The sequence below is a fragment of the Pedobacter psychrodurus genome, from assembly GCF_032678585.1.
Classification (GTDB): domain Bacteria; phylum Bacteroidota; class Bacteroidia; order Sphingobacteriales; family Sphingobacteriaceae; genus Pedobacter; species Pedobacter psychrodurus_A.
Genome location: NZ_JAVTSN010000042.1, coordinates 46,318 through 65,397 on the forward strand (window position 1 = coordinate 46,318; position 19,080 = coordinate 65,397).

At 38.9% G+C, this 19,080-nt stretch carries 18 protein-coding genes and 1 tRNA gene; 14 read left to right on the forward strand and 5 right to left on the reverse strand.

Translation table 11 applies throughout. The features are described from left to right. The first annotated feature begins 1 nt into the window (after position 1). Together metX and R2S57_RS23270 are read left to right on the forward strand one after the other, a co-directional pair. A complete protein-coding gene (gene metX / locus R2S57_RS23265) occupies positions 2-1,102 on the forward strand; it encodes an alpha/beta fold hydrolase (protein WP_316847341.1) in 1,101 nt (366 codons plus the stop codon). Positions 1,103-1,233: 131 nt separating this feature from the next. Then, positions 1,234-2,478 carry a homoserine dehydrogenase gene (locus R2S57_RS23270; protein WP_316847342.1) on the forward strand — a complete coding sequence of 415 codons (1,245 nt, stop codon included), beginning with the start codon at positions 1,234-1,236 and terminating at the stop codon, positions 2,476-2,478. A gap of 79 nt (positions 2,479-2,557) precedes the next feature. On the opposite strand, the gene R2S57_RS23275 is transcribed toward R2S57_RS23270, so the two are convergent. Both R2S57_RS23275 and R2S57_RS23280 read right to left on the reverse strand, forming a co-directional pair. Beyond that, a complete protein-coding gene (locus R2S57_RS23275; RefSeq protein WP_316847343.1) occupies positions 2,558-3,007 on the reverse strand; it encodes a hypothetical protein in 450 nt (149 codons plus the stop codon). A gap of 33 nt (positions 3,008-3,040) precedes the next feature. Then, positions 3,041-3,811, reverse strand: a complete 771-nt coding sequence (locus R2S57_RS23280) for a queuosine precursor transporter (protein ID WP_316847344.1) — start codon at positions 3,809-3,811, stop codon at positions 3,041-3,043. Positions 3,812-4,012: 201 nt separating this feature from the next. Here R2S57_RS23280 and R2S57_RS23285 point away from each other — a divergent pair, with 201 nt between their 5' ends. Beyond that, positions 4,013-5,239, forward strand: coding sequence for a multidrug effflux MFS transporter (locus R2S57_RS23285; protein ID WP_316847345.1), 1,227 nt, complete (start codon positions 4,013-4,015; stop codon positions 5,237-5,239). A 253-nt stretch (positions 5,240-5,492) separates the two neighbouring features. On the opposite strand, the gene R2S57_RS23290 is transcribed toward R2S57_RS23285, so the two are convergent. Next, on the reverse strand, positions 5,493-6,176 hold the full coding sequence (locus R2S57_RS23290) for a PepSY-associated TM helix domain-containing protein (protein ID WP_316847346.1): 684 nt from the start codon (positions 6,174-6,176) through the stop codon (positions 5,493-5,495). Next, complete coding sequence (locus R2S57_RS23295; protein ID WP_316847347.1) at positions 6,148-7,674, reverse strand: DUF2271 domain-containing protein; 1,527 nt, start codon at positions 7,672-7,674, stop codon at positions 6,148-6,150. Before R2S57_RS23295 ends, R2S57_RS23290 begins: the two co-directional genes overlap by 29 nt. 325 nt (positions 7,675-7,999) lie before the next feature. Between R2S57_RS23295 and R2S57_RS23300 the strand changes: the two genes are divergently transcribed. The 6 genes from R2S57_RS23300 (at position 8,000) to R2S57_RS23325 (ending at position 14,147) form a co-directional block, all read left to right on the forward strand. Next, on the forward strand, positions 8,000-9,145 hold the full coding sequence (locus R2S57_RS23300; protein WP_316847348.1) for a methionine aminotransferase: 1,146 nt from the start codon (positions 8,000-8,002) through the stop codon (positions 9,143-9,145). Positions 9,146-9,163: 18 nt separating this feature from the next. Continuing rightward, positions 9,164-9,970, forward strand: a complete 807-nt coding sequence (locus tag R2S57_RS23305; RefSeq protein WP_316847349.1) for a nitrilase family protein — start codon at positions 9,164-9,166, stop codon at positions 9,968-9,970. 241 nt (positions 9,971-10,211) lie between these two features. Further along, positions 10,212-11,246 (forward strand): N(4)-(beta-N-acetylglucosaminyl)-L-asparaginase, encoded by a 1,035-nt coding sequence (locus R2S57_RS23310; protein WP_316847350.1) that lies wholly within the window; start codon positions 10,212-10,214, stop codon positions 11,244-11,246. A gap of 46 nt (positions 11,247-11,292) precedes the next feature. Beyond that, positions 11,293-12,171 carry a YegJ family protein gene (locus tag R2S57_RS23315; protein WP_316847351.1) on the forward strand — a complete coding sequence of 293 codons (879 nt, stop codon included), beginning with the start codon at positions 11,293-11,295 and terminating at the stop codon, positions 12,169-12,171. Between the two features lie 29 nt (positions 12,172-12,200). After that, positions 12,201-12,971: a copper homeostasis protein CutC gene (locus R2S57_RS23320; RefSeq protein ID WP_316847352.1), complete on the forward strand. Its 771-nt coding sequence runs from the start codon at positions 12,201-12,203 to the stop codon at positions 12,969-12,971. Positions 12,972-13,694: 723 nt separating this feature from the next. After that, positions 13,695-14,147: a hypothetical protein gene (locus tag R2S57_RS23325; protein WP_316847353.1), complete on the forward strand. Its 453-nt coding sequence runs from the start codon at positions 13,695-13,697 to the stop codon at positions 14,145-14,147. A gap of 116 nt (positions 14,148-14,263) precedes the next feature. On the opposite strand, the gene R2S57_RS23330 is transcribed toward R2S57_RS23325, so the two are convergent. Then, the gene (locus R2S57_RS23330) at positions 14,264-15,250 is read right to left on the reverse strand and encodes a D-alanine--D-alanine ligase (protein ID WP_316847354.1); all 987 of its coding nucleotides are present in this window, start codon (positions 15,248-15,250) and stop codon (positions 14,264-14,266) included. A 222-nt stretch (positions 15,251-15,472) separates the two neighbouring features. Here R2S57_RS23330 and R2S57_RS23335 point away from each other — a divergent pair, with 222 nt between their 5' ends. The 5 genes from R2S57_RS23335 (at position 15,473) to R2S57_RS23355 (ending at position 18,907) form a co-directional block, all read left to right on the forward strand. After that, complete coding sequence (locus R2S57_RS23335; RefSeq protein WP_316847355.1) at positions 15,473-16,243, forward strand: PASTA domain-containing protein; 771 nt, start codon at positions 15,473-15,475, stop codon at positions 16,241-16,243. Between the two features lie 18 nt (positions 16,244-16,261). Continuing rightward, a complete protein-coding gene (mltG, locus tag R2S57_RS23340) occupies positions 16,262-17,317 on the forward strand; it encodes an endolytic transglycosylase MltG (RefSeq protein ID WP_316847356.1) in 1,056 nt (351 codons plus the stop codon). Next, positions 17,317-17,724 carry a thioesterase family protein gene (locus tag R2S57_RS23345; RefSeq protein ID WP_316847357.1) on the forward strand — a complete coding sequence of 136 codons (408 nt, stop codon included), beginning with the start codon at positions 17,317-17,319 and terminating at the stop codon, positions 17,722-17,724. The genes mltG and R2S57_RS23345 overlap by 1 nt, the downstream gene beginning before the upstream one ends. 9 nt (positions 17,725-17,733) lie before the next feature. Next, positions 17,734-18,723, forward strand: a complete 990-nt coding sequence (locus R2S57_RS23350; protein WP_316847358.1) for a YihY/virulence factor BrkB family protein — start codon at positions 17,734-17,736, stop codon at positions 18,721-18,723. A gap of 94 nt (positions 18,724-18,817) precedes the next feature. Beyond that, positions 18,818-18,907: transfer RNA gene (locus tag R2S57_RS23355), tRNA-Ser, on the forward strand. The last annotated feature ends 173 nt before the right edge of the window (positions 18,908-19,080 follow it).

Below are 19,080 nucleotides of genomic sequence, written 5' to 3' on the forward strand. Positions count from 1 at the left end.
AATGCATAACAGTAAAAATGATAGCACTTCAAAGTCTGTTTCGGGAGATGTAGAAGCGACATATAACTATAATAAACAGTTCAAATTAGAAAGCGGGAAAAAGATCCGCAACCTGCAGATTGCTTATCAAACTTACGGCAAGTTAAATGCGAATAAAGATAACGTAATCTGGGTTTGCCATGCACTTACCGCCAATGCTGATGTTTTTGAGTGGTGGGAAGGTTTGTTTGGGGAAAATGCATTGTTCAATCCGGAAGACCATTACATCGTTTGCGCCAACGTTTTAGGTTCGCACTATGGCAGTACAAATCCGTTAAGCACCAATCCTGTAAATGGTTTGCCTTATTACCTTTCTTTTCCGCAGTTTACCATCCGCGATCTGGTTTCGGCACACCAGTTATTGGCTGCGCATTTGGATATCGATTATATCAAATTATTAATCGGTGGTTCTTTAGGGGGGCAACAAGCCGTTGAGTGGAGTATTTCGGAACCGAACAAAATCGAAAACCTGATCTTGATTGCCACCAATGCAGCACATTCTCCTTGGGGAATTGCTTTTAACGAAAGTCAGCGTTTGGCCATTACTACCGACAGGACTTTTTATGCCAACCAGCCAAATGGCGGTAGCAAAGGTTTAAAAACAGCCCGTAGTATTGCACTTTTAAGTTATAGAACCTATAGCGCTTATGGCAGTACACAGGTAGAAAGTGTAAACGATAAAACGGACAATTTCAGATCATCTTCTTACCAGAATTACCAGGGTGAAAAACTGATCAACCGTTTTAATGCTTATAGTTATTATTACTTAACCAAAGCAATGGATAGCCACAACGTTGGCCGTAACCGCAAAAGTATTGCCGATGCATTAAAATTAATCACCGCAAATACCCTGGTAATCGGAATAGAAAATGATGTATTGTTTCCTTTATCAGAGCAAAAGTATTTAGCAGATCATATCCCGGGGGCCGAATTTAGTGCCTTACATTCTGATTATGGCCATGATGGTTTCTTAATCGAAACCGATGCATTGACCAACGTTATCGGAAATTTCATCAAAGAAAGCCGGGATAAGAAGATTATTAAATTGCAGCATACAGCTTAGAAAGGGAGAAGGCTGAGGGTATAAAGGTTGAAGGTAAGAGACCAGATGCCAAAACAAAATTTAAAATAACAAAAAATAAGAGCAGTTAGCTTCGGTGTAATCCCGCTATCTGTGTAATCAAGACTAAAATAATGAGTAAGAATTTAAAAATCGGTTTATTTGGTTTCGGCGTTGTAGGGCAAGGTTTATTGGATATTATCCAAAGCCAGAACCTGAACCTGGAGATCATTAAAATTGCGATAAAAGATCCAAGAAAGAAGCGTACCCTAAATAAAGATCTGTTTACGACTGATCGTAACGAAATATTGAACAATACGGAGATCAATACCATTGTAGAATTGATCAACGATGCAGATGCCGCTTACGAAATTGTAACTACAGCTTTAAAAAACGGCAAGAACGTAGTTTCGGCCAATAAAAAAATGATTGCCACGCACTTGAAAGAGCTGGTAGATTTACAACAGGAGCATGGTACCTCTTTATTATACGAAGGAGCAGTTTGCGGCAGTATTCCGATTATCCGTAACCTGGAAGAATATTATGATAATGAGCTATTCCACGCCTTGAGTGGTATTTTCAATGGCTCATCTAATTACATTCTGTCTAAAATATTTAACGAAAATCAAAGTTACGATTCGGCATTAAAAGAGGCGCAAGATTTAGGTTTCGCCGAAACAGATCCAATTTTAGATGTGGGCGGTTACGATCCTAAATACAAACTGGCCATTGCTACGGCACACGCTTATGGTTTATTCGTGAACCCTGATGCCATTTTGAATATCGGAATCCAGAACCTTTCTCAGCACGACATTAAATACGCGCGTGAGAAAAACTTTAAAATCAAATTGGTTCCTACTGCGCGTAAGGTAAATACCAAAGATATCGTAACCTATGTATTGCCTAAGCTTGTAGCAAAAGATGATTTCTTGTACAATGTAGAGAATGAATACAATGCAGTTGCCGTACAAGCGGCCTTCGCTGATAAACAGTTTTTCTATGGTAAAGGTGCTGGAGGCCATCCTACTGGTGCTGCAGTACTTTCGGATATTGCGGCCTTGCGTTACGATTACCGCTATGAGTATAAAAAATACCATTCAGAAAATGGTGTAAAACATACGGAAGAGATATTATTGGAAATTTATCTGCGTTACGCTGACGAAGATCTGATTACCCTATTGGAATTTGATAACATCAGCGAACGTTATGCGGCCAGTAGTTATAAATATGTGGTTGGAACTGTTAAGCTGCAAAGCTTGATTAAAAACCGCGATCTGCTTTTGGATGAATCTGTTTTTGTGGCCTATACTGGCAGACAGATTTATAAACAGGAGCAATTGAGTGAAAATGTTTTTGCCCAGGAATTGGCAAGCCTATAATTTATTTTTAAGGTTAATTTTTTTATTTGTTTTGTTGTTAAGTACAAAGGTCGGAGCGAGTCCGACCTTTTGCGTTTAATTACTTTACCTTAATATATTTCTCGATAATCACCCGGTCTACCCCCGCCTTTTCAACCTTCTCAATGCCTTTTTGAATCAAAGTATCTTTATTGATGGACAGTTTAAACTTAAAAGTCTTTCCTTCCCAGTCTTTGTTTTTATAATAATCAAGATGTTCGGTATAATCATCTTTATCTAATACAAAGCTTCCACCGCCTGCATCAAAACTGCTCGTATCTTTAGGGTTAATGCTATTTTTTAAAAATGCAAAATGCGTACCGTTAATAATTTTGATCATTTTCAGATCACCTGAATAATCTGTCGTTTCACTTTTCCCATTCTCGATAGTGGTAGCTGAAAACAGTTGCCAGGTACCCTGAATATCAAGCCCCTCTTTCCTGCTATCATCCTTACTGGCGCAAGATGAAAGCGAAAGTACCGCCAGTAGCATTACAATGTTTAGTCTCATAGGTATGTTATTTGGTTATTTTATCTTCAAAACTTATCCCCTGCCAGCCATCTTGATCAGTTTATGCGCCAGGTCTTTCCCTAAGTAGCCATCAATAATAGCATGTACCACATATAAAATTGGTGTCATTAAAATGGCTACCACAAATTTATAAGTGTAATTCACCAAGCCAATCGCGGCAACCATTTGCCAGCTATAATGGTATTGAGGGTTTAAATAAAAGGCAATAAAAATCACTACGAAACTATCAATCAGCTGCGAAACAAGCGTTGAACCTGTAGCGCGTAACCATAAGGCCCGCTCTCCGGTAATCTTTTTAATCCGATGGAAAATTAGCACATCCGCCAATTGCCCAATAATAAAAGCGGTGATGGAACCTACGATGATCCACATGCCCTGTCCAAATATCCCCGCGAAGGCATTGTTCATATTCAGATCTTCGCCATTGATATTTTGATGGACCCAAAAATCTGCCGCACTCAAATGCATTGATCCCCATACTACCATAAAGGCAAAAGCAATTAAAATAGAGGTCATGATTGAAAGAAAACGCACCTGTTTTACACCAAAATATTCGTTGATAATATCCGTCATAATGAAAATGATCGGCCAGGTTAATACCCCTGCCGACATCACAAATGACAAATTTGGCACACCAAGCAAGTTGATGTCGAACTTTTTGATGCCCAATGTTTCCTCAACACTAAATAACTTAACGCCAATAAATTCTGATAATATAGCGTTTGCTACAAAAAAGCTACCCAGAATGAGTAGTAAACGGCTTTCTTTCGTTTTAAAAGTCATAGAGTATAAATCTATAAATAAATAGCAGATTTAGCACAGCGATTATCGCATTTTTAACAGAGATAACATAAAGATTACGCATCCCTTCGATTACATCATTAGCTTTAATTAAAAATATGATTTTTACAATCGTTCGACCGTAAAAATAGGTTAACAAATTAAATCTCCCAATCTTTGCGGCATCAAAATCTGGTAATCTTCATGGCTAAAAAACAACACTTCTATCTGATACTTATTTTAGGTTCATTGGCCGCCCTTGGCCCTTTCTCGATCGACATGTACCTGCCTGGTTTTGTTGATATTGCGAAGGATTTAAAAAGCACCGAATCTACTGTAGCACTTTCCTTGTCAAGCTTTTTTATCGGAATATCTGCCGGACAGTTATTGTATGGTCCTCTATTGGATAAATATGGAAGAAAAAAACCTTTATACTTTGGCTTGGCACTTTATATTCTTGCTTCTTTTTTATGCCTGGCGGTAACTGATGTGAACCAACTGATTGTTTTACGTTTTGTACAGGCCATCGGAAGCTGTGCCACCGCTGTAGCCTCGGTTGCTATGGTTAGAGATTTATTTTCTGTAGAAGAAAGTCCAAAGGTATTTGCGTCTTTAATGCTGGTTATCGCCGTTTCACCAATGCTTGCACCAACTGCTGGAGGGTATCTAATTTCGGCCCTTGGGTGGAAATATGTATTTGTATTTTTAGGATTAATGGCTGTTTTAATGCTTCTGGCTTCTATTTTCAAATTACCGGAGAGTTATAAACCCGATCCAAATTACTCTTTAAAACCAAAACCGATTTTAACTAATTTCATAACGGTTTTAAAGGAGCCTCAATTTTATACCTATGCGCTCATCAGTTCGGTTACCTTTTCGGGTTTATTCGCCTATGTATCTTCATCACCACAGGTATTTATGAAGATTTATGAAGTAAGCAAAACAGGTTACGGCTGGATCTTCGCATTACTTTCTGTAGCGTTTATTGGATCAAGCCAGGTGAACAGTTTGATTTTAAGGTGGTTTACCAGCAAGAAAATTGTCACCTATGCACTTATCGCACAATGTATCTTCAGTTTGATTTTCTTAATTTTTGCGCTGAATGACTGGTTAAATTTATATTCCACCATTGGCTTTATTGCTTTATTCCTGGCTTGTTTAGGCTTAATTAACCCAAATGCTGCTGCTTTATCGTTGGCTCCATTTACCAAGAACGCGGGTAGCGCATCTGCATTAATGGGCGCATTACAGATGGGTTTAGGTGCTTTGGCTTCGGTGATGGTGAGTTTATTTAGCGAACACTCTGTTGTGCCGATGCCATTGGTGATGACGGCCGCTGCATTTATCGCTTTAGCTTGTTTATTAATCGGCAGAAGATTTATTACTACTGAGGTAGAAGCATCTTCTGATTCGGCTGTGATAGCGCACTAGGTTTTTACCACACTGTTTTTTTTTACCACAAAGGCACCAAGAACACAAAGAAATAGTTGTTTGTATATTCTTTGTTCCTTTATAATATTGCGCATCATTTTATAACCACCTGAGACAGCTTAGAGCACCTTATTTTTTTTGGTATGCTAGTGGTTTACCTCTACATGCCTTATCTGTTTTTTACCACAAAGACACCAAGAACGCAAAGTGATAATCTTGCTTTGTGATCTTAGTGTCTTGGTGGTAATTATTATTATGGTACAAATAACTTATAGATCAAATAGCAAATAATTGTGCCTACAGCGGCGATGATGAAACCGCTTAAACGCTTCTTTTTGATGAAACAGATCAGGATAATGCCTGAAATGGAAACCAAAGTCATCAGTACTGCTGAAATATCAATAATCCACGACCAGGCTTTGCCAGAATCTCGGCCTTTATGCAGATCGTTTATCACCGCTACTGCACCAAACCTCGTGGTGGTTAATTCATATTTACCCGTTTCGCGGTCGATAAAAGAATCAGCAAGATAACCTGGACCGTTAAAAGTTAGACTCAGTTCGCGGTCGTCGATCCTGAAATCGCTCAATGCCCCCTTTACTTCATGTTTGTTTCTGAAAAACTCAACAATCTGGAGTTTATTAATCTTATTGGTGTCAGGCTGATTAACCCATTTCAAGTTTACAGAACCCGAATCTTTACTTACCACTTCCTTACCAGAAGTAAACCAATCTGCATGGTTTAAAGTCAGGCCCGATACCGCGAAAAACAACAGAATGGTAAAACTCACCATCGACAAGTAAATGTGCAGCCAACGTGATAAACCTGCTAAACGTTTTTTGCCTTTAGCTTTTCCGCTATCCTTTTTTACTGGCTTTTTGCCAAGGCCACCAGGCGCTGCTACAATATTATTTTTTTGCGATTTTTCTGTAGTCAAGGGATGCTGATGCTAATTCTGTATTTGGAGTTAATTCTACTTTTTGAGCTGATCCTGTAAACTTCATTTCTTTCGAAATTACCTGGTAAGATCCATGCTCGCGCGCCACTTCAATGTAAACAGTATAAATACCTGCTTTTACCAATTGTCCGCTATCGTCTTTTCCATCCCATGATAAACTGTATTTACCAGGGCCACGCGTAGCCGAACTGGTTGAACTTAACTTACCTGCTTCTGCTTTTCTAAATTCATCGCCATTGGCACGGTTCCACGATTTTAAATCCGGCAACCAACGTGGTTTATTGTACCAAATGGCGAGGTTACGTACAGGTGTTTTGGCGGCATCTTCAATCCAAACGGCAACAAAAGGGCGGCGAACGCGCTTACCATCCGTTGATTCGATATTGGCAATTTCTAAGTTTACCAACAATTCATATTTTGTATTCCAGGGTTTATCAGCTTTGTTTGCTTTTGATACGGCAAACACTGGTTTATTTAAAACAACTTCGTATTGAGCCCACTCGCTGCTTTTAATCTCTTTTCCCTCTTTCGTAACCAATAAATAGGCAATGTCTTTTCTATTTCCGGTTAGTTTTTCAATTTCCGAAACAGAAAGCACATTAAAAGAAGTGGCTAAAGCACCGGCCTCACTTGCGTCAGCTGCAATCACCGTCGCGCTGATGATCTCTGAAGCAGGATTTCCAGTACGTGGATCAACGATATGCGAATACCATTTTCCATTTACATTAAAACCCCTGCGGTAATTGCCACTGGTAGCCACCGCTTTATCCGAAACTCTAATTGTAGTTAATGCCGCATCATTTTCGGCGTCTGCTTTAGGATTGGCTATTTCAATAGTTTCAGGTTGATTTCCTTTAATCGCCATATCGCCCCCAATGTTAACCACCACACCTTCAATACCGGCACTTTGCATCGCCCTTTCAGCAGCTTTATTTATGATATAACTTTTCGCAAAAGAATTCAATGCCAAAGGCACATCATCCAATCTCGTAGCGGTTTTATTTTTTTCATCCAGCACATAATGTTTTTGTTTAACCAGATTAACCGCAGTTTGCAGCGACTGGGCAGATGGCAAGCGGTTTTCGATAGCCGCCTTTTTCCAAACATTACCAATTACTGCCGCCGAAGCGTCGAGCGCCCCATTTGTTAAGCCTTTATAATCTTCAAACTGTTGCAAAACTTCAAATAATTCTGATGAAACTTTGGTGGTTTGTTTTCTATTGCTCAGCCATTTATTAAACTCACTTGTTGTTTTGTAAGCACTTAAAATACCATCTAAATGATCTATTTCTTTCAATGCGTTTTCTTCAGCCAGATCTGCGTCAGCCTGATTGTTTGCTTTAAATTTGAATTCTAATGAGGTACCCAGTACATTTTCGTAATTGGATACGAATGTTCTTAGGGATTTTTTTGGACTAATAAATGCTGAAGCAGTTATGACCACTAAAAAAGCAGAAATTAAGTGTTTAAACTTCATATATTATGGATGATTGGAGATTTTAAATGCAAAGAAAACAGTTTATCTGGAATAATTTTAAATAAGCAGAAATATATTTGAAATGATACATGCTTTTTTGCCAGTTAAATCACTCTAATCAACATTTTTTTATTTACGTTGATGATGTTAGTTTAAAGTCAAGGTTTAATGATGTTGACAGAAAAATGTTACGTTTTTTTGGTTACATAAATTAATATTTAACGCTTATTTCAGAAAAATAATCGACGATTTGCCCTTTATTCAGTTTAGCTTTTCCCATCAGTCTTTAGGCTTTAAGCTTTTTTTTCCTATTTTCGCTTATACGATGCTGAATATACAATCTAAACTTCCAGGAGTAGGCACCACCATTTTTTCGGTGATGAGCAAACTTGCGGCAGAACACAATGCTATTAATTTATCGCAGGGATTTCCCGATTACGCCTGCGACCCAAAATTACTTGAATTGGTAACCAAAGCCATGAAAGATGGTTTTAACCAATACGCGCCAATGCCTGGTTCTTCTTTTTTAAAAGAAACCATTGCCGATAAAGTTGAAAAACTCTATAACATAAAATACAATCCAGAAACAGAAATTACGGTTACTGCTGGTGGAACTCAGGCTATTTTTACCGCTCTGGCGGCCATTATCAATGCAGGAGACGAAGTCATTATTTTTGAGCCCGCTTACGATAGTTATGCACCAACAGTAAAACTTTTGGGTGGCTTGGTTAAAACCTATGAGCTTGCCCCACCCACGTATGGTATTGATTGGGACATGGTAAAGAAGCTCTTTACAGCGCGTACGCGGATGATTATCTTAAATACCCCGCAGAATCCTACAGGTAGTATTTTATCGCGTGATGATATGGAATCGCTCATTAAATTGGTTAGTGGTACTGATATTTTAATTTTGAGCGACGAAGTTTACGAACATTTAATTTACGATGAACAAAAGCACCAAAGTGTGATGCTTTACCCTGAATTAAGACAACGAAGCTTCATTGTCGCCTCTTTTGGAAAGCTTCTACATGCCACAGGCTGGAAACTGGGATATTGTTTGGCACCAGAGAAACTGACCAAAGAATTTAGGAAAGTACACCAATTTAATGTTTTCAGCGTTAATAGTCCCATGCAGCAAGCTATTGCCGATTACATTAAAGAACCAAAAAATTATAATGGGCTAGCCAGTTTCTTTCAACAGAAAAGGGATTATTTCAGAGGGCTTTTAGCCGAAAGCAGATTTAAGCTCCTGCCTTGCAACGGATCATATTTTCAATGTGTAAGTTATAGCGATATCAGCGATGAAAAAGATGCCGATTTTAGTGTGAGGCTCATTAAAGAATTTGGCGTAGCTACTATTCCAGTTTCTGCATTTTACCAGAAAGCTACCGACCACAAAATTATCAGGCTCTGTTTTGCAAAAGAAAATGCCACGCTGGCATCAGCTGCAAAGAAATTAAAAAATGTTTAATTATCCGAAATCATAAAAATGGAAGCACCTGTTTACACTCAAATAGAAAACCTGAAAGTAACTGTCTTTCAGGCCTATCTCTTTTGGGAAAACATCGAAAAAAACCTCTTAAATCTCGCCCTCCGATTATCAATGGGTGTTCGGGAGAAAACGGATATTATTGTTTTGCCCGAAATGTTTAATACGGGCTTTAGCATGAATTCTGAGACGCTTGCAGAAGAAATGGGTGGAAAAACCATGCAGTGGATGCAAAAAATGGCACACCAATACAATTGTGTGGTTACAGGAAGCTTAATTATAAAAGAAAATAATCAATATTTTAACCGTTTAATCTGGATGGAGCCCGATGGCAAACACCAACACTACGATAAACGCCATCTTTTTGGTATGGGTGATGAAGACGAACACTTCAGTCCGGGCAAAGAAAAACTTATCGTCGAATTAAAGGGCTGGAAAATCAGATTGGCCATTTGTTACGACCTCCGTTTTCCGGTGTGGTTGCGTAATGTAGATCAGGAATACGACATTCTGCTTTTGGTGGCCAACTGGCCTGATAAACGTTCGGCACATTGGAAAGCCTTAATTCCGGCAAGAGCAATCGAAAACCAGAGTTATGTAATTGCGGTAAACCGTGTGGGCCATGATGGAAACCAGATTTACCACAGTGGATTATCCATGTGTTTAGATCCTTATGGCAATACCGTTTATTACAAACCTGAAGACGAAGATTTATATACTTTTAGTATCAATTACGAGGAACTGGTAAAAATCAGAAGGCAATTTCCATTTCTTAAAGATGCAGACAAGTTTACCATCACTGATTAATGCGCCATGCTTAAATATAATGACCAATAATCAAATTGCAATGATCAACTTTAGAAGTAAGTAACCAATGTTCAAACAAGAGCAACCGACCAATTAACTTATAACCAATAATCAAACTCCAATTTTCAAACTGGATTAACCTATTAGTTAAACAATTAACCGATTTAAACAATTAACCAGTTAACCCACATCAACAATTAACAAATTTCAACACTTAACCGACAAAACAATTAACCATCCCATGTTTAACCGCCGTAAATTTATAAAAGCATCTGCCCTATCTGCCGGATTGTTGGCCATTGATAAAAGTAGCATTGCCGAAATCGTGCCTCAAAAAGCTACGATAACAGCCAATTTCCCTATTGTAATTTCTACCTGGGATTTTGGAATTGCAGCAAATGCCGATGCCTGGAAAGTTTTGTCGTCAGGCGGACGTGCTTTAGATGCCGTTGAACAAGGGGTTTGGGTGCCAGAAGCTGACGAAAAAAATCAATCTGTGGGCTATGGTGGTTTACCAGATCGGGATGGCCATGTTACCCTTGATGCCTGCATTATGGATGAGTTGGGCAATTGTGGTGCCGTTTTAGCGCTTGAGCACATCAAACATCCTATTTCTGTAGCGCGTAAAGTGATGGAAAAAACGCCACATGTGATGTTGGCTGGTGATGGTGCGCTACAATTTGCCTTAGAACAAGGTTTTAAAAAAGAAAACCTGCTTACCCCTGCCAGCGAAAAAGCATGGAAAGAATGGTTAAAAACAGCAAAATATGCGCCTGTAATGAATATCGAAAATAAACTGTACGAGAAAGCTGCTCCACAAAAATTACCTGGAAACCAATATAACCACGATACCATCGGTATGCTCGCCATCGATGCCAAAGGCAACATTTCTGGTGCCTGCACCACCAGTGGCATGGCCTACAAACTTCATGGCAGGATTGGCGATAGTCCGATTATTGGGGCCGGCCTTTATGTAGATAACGAAATAGGCGGCGCAACCTCAACCGGTGTAGGCGAAGAAGTTGTGAGAAATGTAGGTTCTTTTTTGGTAGTAGAATTGATGCGCCAGGGTTACACTCCCGAAGCCGCCTGCAAAGAAGCGGTAATGCGAATCATCAAAAAGAAACCCGAAACCGCTAAAAACATCCAGGTTGGATTTTTAGCCATCAATAAAAGGGGTGAATACGGCGCCTATGCCATTCAACAAGGTTTTAGTTACGCCGTTTGCAATGCAGAAAAACAAGATCTTTTAATTAAAGGCAAAAGTCATTATTAGCTTGAAGTAAACATCCCAAAAAATAAACTAAAAGAATAAGCGGCAAATGGGATTATTATCCAAAATTTTCGGCAAAAAAAATGTAGAAGAACGTAAGGGTGAACCCGATATGGTTTACATCCCAAACGAAGATGAGCGCATGAAATGGGCGATAGAAAAAGCCAATCTAACACTTTGGTATTTTGAAGAAAGCCTCTCAAATCCACAGCCACATCATGCTTATTTTTCGGTTAAGGTGCGTATCACCGACAAAGAAAACAGTGAGCATATCTGGCTAACAGACCCACATTTTGATGATGAAGGAAATCTTTTCGGTACTGTTGGAAATGAACCTGTAAGTATGCAGTCTGTAAAATTGGACCAAAAAATTGGCATCAACCGCGATTTGATATCTGATTGGATGAGCATCGAAAATGGCCGTTTAATTGGGGGCTACACCATCAGAGCGATTAGAGATGGGATTCCGGAAAAGGATAAAGCAGAATTCGATAACGGTATAGGCTTGTATATTGATGAGGGCATTGATCATTTTAAAGCGAACCTCGAAACACCAGAAGGTGCTATTCTTGCGTTGGAAAAAGCTTATATCGATAAAGATATCGATGCTGCAATGGATTGTAAGGATTTTCACGAAGAAGCTAAATCTTTGCTTTCGGTAATGAACATGGAGATTGATCAGGACATTATCAATGAAACCGCTGAAGTGCTTAAACTCTCCTTTATGAATAGTATAGAAGAAAATGGCTTTCCTGATTTCTCCACTATTCAAAATGCTTTTCCAGAACGTAAAAAGATTGATAAAACCCATTGGGTGATCACCGAGGTATGCTGGTTTCCTGATGGAGGGAAATCGGAACAGTTGCTCAACACCTATAAATCGCCAAAGGGTTGGGTGGTTTTAGGTCCGGCTGGGCCACAAGAATAACATTAGCTCGAATTAAACAATTAACAAATATGAACGGTGTTGAGGCAATCGCCTGCTTAGAAGTATGTGCAAATTCTTACGAATCGGCTTTGGCGGCTCAAAATGGCGGGGCAAAAAGAGTTGAGTTTTGTGATAACCTGGCAGAGGGTGGCACTACCCCTAGTTATGCCCAGATTGCGCTGGCCAAGAAAAATTTATCAATCGAAGTCTGGCCGATTATCCGCCCGCGTGGTGGTGATTTCTTATATTCCGACATTGAATTTGAATTGATGAAGGAGGATATAAAAATCTGCAAATCATTACATTGTGAGGGCATAGTTACCGGAATACTTAAAGCAGATGGCACCATTGATCAAGAAAGATGTGCCGAACTGATTGAGCTGGCCAAACCTATGGAGGTTGCTTTCCACCGGGCCTTTGATATGAGCAACGATATGGACCAGGCATTGGAAGATTTAATCGCACTCCGCATCAAAAGGGTGCTTACCTCAGGTGGTGCTCCCTCAGCCATTTTGGGTACAGAAAAACTAGCCCAACTCATAAAAAAAGCAAATGGGCGCATCACCATCATGCCAGGTGCAGGAATTAATGAAACCAACATCAAAACACTAATAGATCAAACTGGTGCCACACAATTCCACGCCTCGGCCAAAGAATTTGTGGCCAGTAAAATGAAGTTTAGAAATACCGAAACCAAAATGGGCAGTATCGAGGATGAATACCGATACGAACTTACTTCGGAAGCCAAGGTAAAGGCTTTGGTTGACTGTATAAATAATAGGAGGCTGTCTCAAAAGTAAAAATGGTAATTACAAAACGGAATTAAATTTCGCGAACCTTGTTTTCAATCAAGTATATCATGTAAAAGTGGCTACTTTCAAATCGAAAATAGCCACTTTTGATTCCAAGCTTACCAGCTTTAGAATTTAATTTGGTGTTCTTTGTCAAAAAATGACTTTTGAGACAGCCTTGGTGAGATTCGCATTTGTAATGCTTAATGATGAAACTCAATGGCGATAAAATCGCCTTCCTCCTACATCCTCGTTACAAACGAGGACGATAAAAACCACAGATATACACGGATTAACACAGATGTTTTACAACGTTGAGTGGTGAGATCTGCATTTCTAATGCCTAATGATTAAATTCAATGGCGATAAAATCGCTTTTCTCCATCATCCTAATTATGTTAAAGGAATCACTTTGTGACAAACGAGGACGATAAAACTGATCGCAAACAAGCTTGATATGCTAAAAATAGTTATTTTAGCTTTGCAGGAAAGGGATTGTGCTTTTTTTTAGGCCTTTGTTCCTTAAACCCGGTAGAAGCGGCATCCTCCGATCTTTTATCGGAGCTATAGCGAATAACGGGACTACAGTTTCCGAAGGATTACTGCACATTCATTTCCTAATAAAAATTTAACGACTATAAAGGGCAGTAAAATATTTAAAAAATCATCTATCAGCGGGGGGCTTTGGCTATGCTCCGACTGACAAACTACTGTAATGCATAAAAACTAAAAATGAAAATAATCTCCAAAACCTACAACTTCCTGGTACTACTAGCCACACTTCTTTTGGTCGTTTCATTTTTCATTCCCGTATCAAGCCTGGATATCAATTTTCACGACACCTATTATATGATGACAAATATTCAGTTTATCAGATTTTGGGTGATACTTTTATTCATTTTGGCCTTATTTTATAGATTACTGGCCCGGTATATGGCCTGGGATATTTTGAGTTGGCTACACATTCTGTTGTCGATCCTTTTGCTTCTAGCCTATCTGTATGTCCAATATAGTTATATAAAGTCGCTTGCAGTAATTGAGTTAACCAATGAAGGTTCATTGGCTTATTTCAAACGATTCAATACCCAACTTGCTGCCCTTGGGATGGGATTTCTACTGGTTCAATTGCTACCCATCATTAATTTAATTGTTGGCCTGATGAAACGCAGACGATCTGCCATTTAAATAACGTATCTACTGCCTAGTCTTAAATCTCTAACCCTTAAATGATCTTTAAGTTACTCCTAACTTTGTGGGTAAATCGACTTTGGACTCAAGACTTCAGACTAAGGACTAAAAACCTACCCAAGCGTTTCTTTCATCAAACGGGTATAAAACTCCTTAAGTGTAATGCCCATTGCAGCTACCTGCTGAGGAATAAAACTAGTTGCGGTTTGTCCGGGGATGGTATTGATTTCGATAAAATAGAATTTACCTGTTTCATGCTCCAGAAAATAATCAACACGTACCACACCCCTGCAATTTAATTTTTTATATACATCTGTTACCACCTGTTGCACACCCACCAGCTCTTCGTCGTTCATCCGTCCGGGGGTAATCTCTTCAGTAGATCCTGGGGTATATTTGGCTTCGAAATCAAAGAATTCATTCTGCGGGATGACTTCGGTGGTAGGTAAAACCGTAATTTTTCCTTCAGCGCCAAAAACTCCGATCGAAAACTCTCTTCCACTTACAAATTCTTCAATCAAAATCTGATCATCTTCCTGAAAAGCTTTCTCAATTGCACTATCGAGATCATCAGCATGTTTCACCTTACTCATGCCAATGCTGCTTCCACCACTGTTCGGTTTAACAAAATATGGCAATTTTAAATCCTGCTTGATTTTATTTAAACTATAGTTTCCACCTTTAAATATCTGAACAGACTTCGCTGTATACAGGTGATCAATACCTTCCACAATGGCTTTGGTATAACCTTTATTCATTGTAATTGATGAGGTTAAGGCATCACAGGTAGTGTAAGGAATCCCCAGCATATCGAAATAACCCTGCAGTTTGCCATCTTCGCCCGGCGAACCATGAATGGCAATAAATACCCCATCAAACTTGATCTTTCTTCCTTCAAGGGTTAATGAAAAATCATTTTTATCTACATCAATTTTAACCGAATCGGCGGGTTCATAAAACCATCCCTTTTCGTTAAGCATAATTTTATATACATCGTATAAATTTGGATCGATATTTTGTGCAATTGTAGCTGCACTTTTTACCGAAACAACCCATTCGCCTGTGGTACCGCCTGTTAACAACGCAATCGTTTTCTTCATGTCAGAAATCCTTTATTAAATTGAATTTGAATGTAAATATATCCCCAAAAATATAAATATCTTTGTGCTTTAATAAATATTCAATGATTGATTGAGAGAATTATTGAATGAAGGGATGATTGAATGAAGGAATGATTGAATGGGGTGAATTTGATTCTATCATTCAATCGATAATTAAAATAGTTACATTTGAGCTTGTACGCATAACCCAAATTAAGATTCATGTCTAAATTTATAGATTATTTAAAAACCAAATCGTTTAGGAACAACATTTTAGCTGCTATAATCACCGTTGTTGCACTTTTACTGATCGCTTTTTTTAGTTTAAGATATTATACCAAACATGGTGAAGGCTTAAATGTACCCATGGTAAAAGGTTTATCTTTTGAACAGGCCGTAAAAAAACTGGAAGATGCCGGACTTAAATATGAGGTAGATTCTGTTTTCATTATGGATCAACCTGCCGGGATTGTAATTGATCAGGATCCGGATCCCAATACTTTCGTTAAAGATAACCGTACCATTTACCTTACCATCAACGCAGGTAAAACACCGAATACCAAATTCCCTGATGTTGCGTTTAAAACCTTACGCGAAGCACAGGCCATTATAGAAAGTTCGCGATTAAAACTTGGCGATACCACTTATAAACCTGATGTAAGCCGTGATGTCGTTTTGGAAGCCTCTTTTGGTGGCCAGCCGATAACCGCAGGGCAAATTGTACCGGTAGGCTCAAGGATTAATTTGGTATTAGGCGATGGACGCGGAAATGAAGAAGTAGATATCCCGCAATTAATGGGTTTAACCATGGATGAAGCTAAATTTAGCTTAAGGGGCTCGAACCTAACTTTAGGTACCATTATTTATGATGGTCCGATTACCGACAGTGCTGCAGCGATCATTACCAAACAAGACCCTATGCTGGTTGATTCGGTAACAAAAGTGGCTATTGGCACCAAGATCAACATTACCTTATCTAACAAACAACAATAAAATACGCACATTATACAGATGACTGAAGTAGAAAAAAAGAACATGAGTACTGGCAAAAAAGCAGCAATAATTATTGCGCTTATCGTTATTTTAATAGCCGGTTACTTTGCGCTAAACATTTACAGGCTTTACTTTGCCCCTAACGTTACCGAAAATCAAAAATATTTATACATCAAAACAGGAAGCAGTTACGATGATTTAATTGCCGAAATTAAAAAGAAAGACCTGGTAAAAAGCATTGCTACTTTTACAGCGGCTGCCGGAAAAATGAACCTGGCCACAACGGTAAAACCAGGGCGTTACCGCCTGACGAAAGGAATGACGAACCGCGGTCTGATTAATTTAATTAAGGCGGGCAACCAGGATCCTGTTAAATTGAAATTCCACAACATCCGCAAGAAAGAAAATTTTGCTGCCTATCTGGCCAGTAACCTGGAAGCCGACTCGTTAAGTTTCATTAAGGTATTGGATTCGACTGCATTAATCAGCAAATATGGTTTTAATGAGGATAATGTTTATGCCATGTTTATCCCCAACACTTACGAAATGTACTGGAATATTTCTCCGGTCGATTTCTTTGAACGTATGCATAAGGAATACGATAAATTCTGGACAGCAGAGCGTAAACAAAAAGCAGCAAGTTTAAACCTTACACCTGCTCAGGTATATACCCTCGCATCTATTGTTGATGCCGAAGCACTTTACGACAAAGAAATGCCAATTATTGCAGGTTTATACTTAAACCGCTTAAACAAGGGCATATTGTTGCAAGCCGATCCGACCGTAATTTTTGCCAACAACGATTTTACAGTGAAAAGGGTAACCGGAAGGTTATTACAGGTACAATCGCTTTACAATACCTATAAATATGCTGGTTTGCCTCCAGGGCCTATCATGATGCCAAGTATCAACGCGATAGATGCTGTATTGAACCGCGACCAGAACAATTACATTTACATGTGTGCGAAAGAAGATTTTTCAGGCTATCATAACTTTGCAGCAGACAAGGCACAGCACGAAATCAATGCAAAAAAATACCGTGAGGCTTTAAACAAAAGAAACATCTTTAAATAATGTATAGCCACAGTACAAAAATCAGGGTGCGTTATGGCGAAACCGATCAGATGGGCTATATGTATTACGGTAATTATGCACAGTATTACGAAGTAGGCCGTGTGGAAATGTTGCGTAGTCTCGGCATGAGTTACAGTTCTATGGAGGCTGATGGGATTATGATGCCTGTTTTAGAGCTGAAGTGCAAATACATTAAACCTGCGCTTTACGACCAGGAGATTACGGTAAAAACGATTGTTAAAACCTTGCCGGGCATCAGGATTTTCTTTGAATACGAATTGTACAACGAAAAGGAAGAATTGATAAACATTGGGGCTACTACACTTGTTTTTGTGGATATGAAAAAAAACAAACCTACAAACCCGCCCGAAAACTTTATGCAAAAGTTATCGGTATTTTTTAATTAATAGCAAAAAATGGAATGGTTACACCGGCAATTATTACATCTTAAGCTCTATACGCGCTTTATCGAATGGACTAAAGGTTGTGTTTTGCCTGGTTTTAGCCCGCTTCCATTATACACAGTAGCCACATTTTTCTTTCGCGAAATCGGGAAAGATTCACTGGTCAATAAATCGTCTTCGCTGGCTTATAGTTTTATGCTGGCCATCTTCCCGGGGATTATCTTCCTTTTTACCTTAATTCCCTTTATCAAGATTGATGGCTTCCAGGATCAGCTGTTAAATTTGATACAGCTGGTATTGCCGCATAATGCTTATGAGGCCTTCGAAACCACTTTAAAAGACATCATCAAAAACCAGAATAAGGGATTGCTATCATTTGGTTTTCTATCTGCCATATTTTTTGCCACAAACGGTGTTAAAAACCTGATGAAGGCTTTCAATAAATCTTCATTGATTATCGAAACCAGAAGTTGGTTAAAACAACGTTTAATTGCCCTGGTTTTAACTACGATAATCTGCTTTTCTATTATCATCTGCATCAGTGCGATGGCTTTGGGCGAAGTTTTGCTGTATAAGATCACAAATGAACTCCATATTAAAAACAGTTCTGTGGTTTTTGCGGTACAGATTACCCGTTGGGCACTGTTGGCTATTTTATATTTTTTAACCGTATCGGTTTTATATCGATATGGACCTGCACATTCAAAAAAATGGAGGTTATTTAGTGCCGGCTCCTGGCTGGCCACTATCCTGGCATTTCTTACCATCTGGGGGTTCTCCTTCTACATCAACCATTTTGGTTCTTACAACAAAGTTTATGGCTCTATTGGCACCTTAATCGTAGTCATGATCTGGCTTTATTTAAATTCGTTGATTTTATTGATCGGTTTTGAATTGAATGCCAGCGTTGATGTAAGCAAAAGAAGTGTGAAGATTATCCGCCCTAACTTCAATCTTTTCAAAAAATCGGAGCCAATTGAGGAAAATATCCAGAAGAAATAATTTTTTCTTCCTCTGTGTTAAGGAATTATCAAGTTTATATAAAAAAAAGACATTCTGAGTTTGTAGAATTAACTTGAGTTCGTACTTTTGCAGCGGAGAGTTGGCAGAGTGGTCGATTGCGGCAGTCTTGAAAACTGTTGACTTGTTAAAGGGTCCGCGGGTTCGAATCCCCCACTCTCCGCCAAAATGGTTTCAAAAACCAACAAAAGCCTGCAGATCGTATGATAGCAGGCTTTTTTCGTTTCCGGCACTACAGAAAACATGCATGAATTCGCATAGTTCTGGTGAGTGATTCGGTGAGTAAAACGAAAAATTGAAATGACTCACCGAATTCATTATAAAATACTGACCATCAAG

Coding starts and splice junctions, on each gene's coding strand:
- metX (WP_316847341.1), top strand. CDS start 2: ATGCATAACAGTAAAAATGATAGCACTTCAAAGTCTGTTTCGGGAGAT.
- R2S57_RS23270 (WP_316847342.1), top strand. CDS start 1,234: ATGAGTAAGAATTTAAAAATCGGTTTATTTGGTTTCGGCGTTGTAGGG.
- R2S57_RS23275 (WP_316847343.1), bottom strand. CDS start 3,007: ATGAGACTAAACATTGTAATGCTACTGGCGGTACTTTCGCTTTCATCT.
- R2S57_RS23280 (WP_316847344.1), bottom strand. CDS start 3,811: ATGACTTTTAAAACGAAAGAAAGCCGTTTACTACTCATTCTGGGTAGC.
- R2S57_RS23285 (WP_316847345.1), top strand. CDS start 4,013: ATGGCTAAAAAACAACACTTCTATCTGATACTTATTTTAGGTTCATTG.
- R2S57_RS23295 (WP_316847347.1), bottom strand. CDS start 7,674: ATGAAGTTTAAACACTTAATTTCTGCTTTTTTAGTGGTCATAACTGCT.
- R2S57_RS23300 (WP_316847348.1), top strand. CDS start 8,000: ATGCTGAATATACAATCTAAACTTCCAGGAGTAGGCACCACCATTTTT.
- R2S57_RS23305 (WP_316847349.1), top strand. CDS start 9,164: ATGGAAGCACCTGTTTACACTCAAATAGAAAACCTGAAAGTAACTGTC.
- R2S57_RS23310 (WP_316847350.1), top strand. CDS start 10,212: ATGTTTAACCGCCGTAAATTTATAAAAGCATCTGCCCTATCTGCCGGA.
- R2S57_RS23315 (WP_316847351.1), top strand. CDS start 11,293: ATGGGATTATTATCCAAAATTTTCGGCAAAAAAAATGTAGAAGAACGT.
- R2S57_RS23320 (WP_316847352.1), top strand. CDS start 12,201: ATGAACGGTGTTGAGGCAATCGCCTGCTTAGAAGTATGTGCAAATTCT.
- R2S57_RS23325 (WP_316847353.1), top strand. CDS start 13,695: ATGAAAATAATCTCCAAAACCTACAACTTCCTGGTACTACTAGCCACA.
- R2S57_RS23330 (WP_316847354.1), bottom strand. CDS start 15,250: ATGAAGAAAACGATTGCGTTGTTAACAGGCGGTACCACAGGCGAATGG.
- R2S57_RS23335 (WP_316847355.1), top strand. CDS start 15,473: ATGTCTAAATTTATAGATTATTTAAAAACCAAATCGTTTAGGAACAAC.
- mltG (WP_316847356.1), top strand. CDS start 16,262: ATGACTGAAGTAGAAAAAAAGAACATGAGTACTGGCAAAAAAGCAGCA.
- R2S57_RS23345 (WP_316847357.1), top strand. CDS start 17,317: ATGTATAGCCACAGTACAAAAATCAGGGTGCGTTATGGCGAAACCGAT.
- R2S57_RS23350 (WP_316847358.1), top strand. CDS start 17,734: ATGGAATGGTTACACCGGCAATTATTACATCTTAAGCTCTATACGCGC.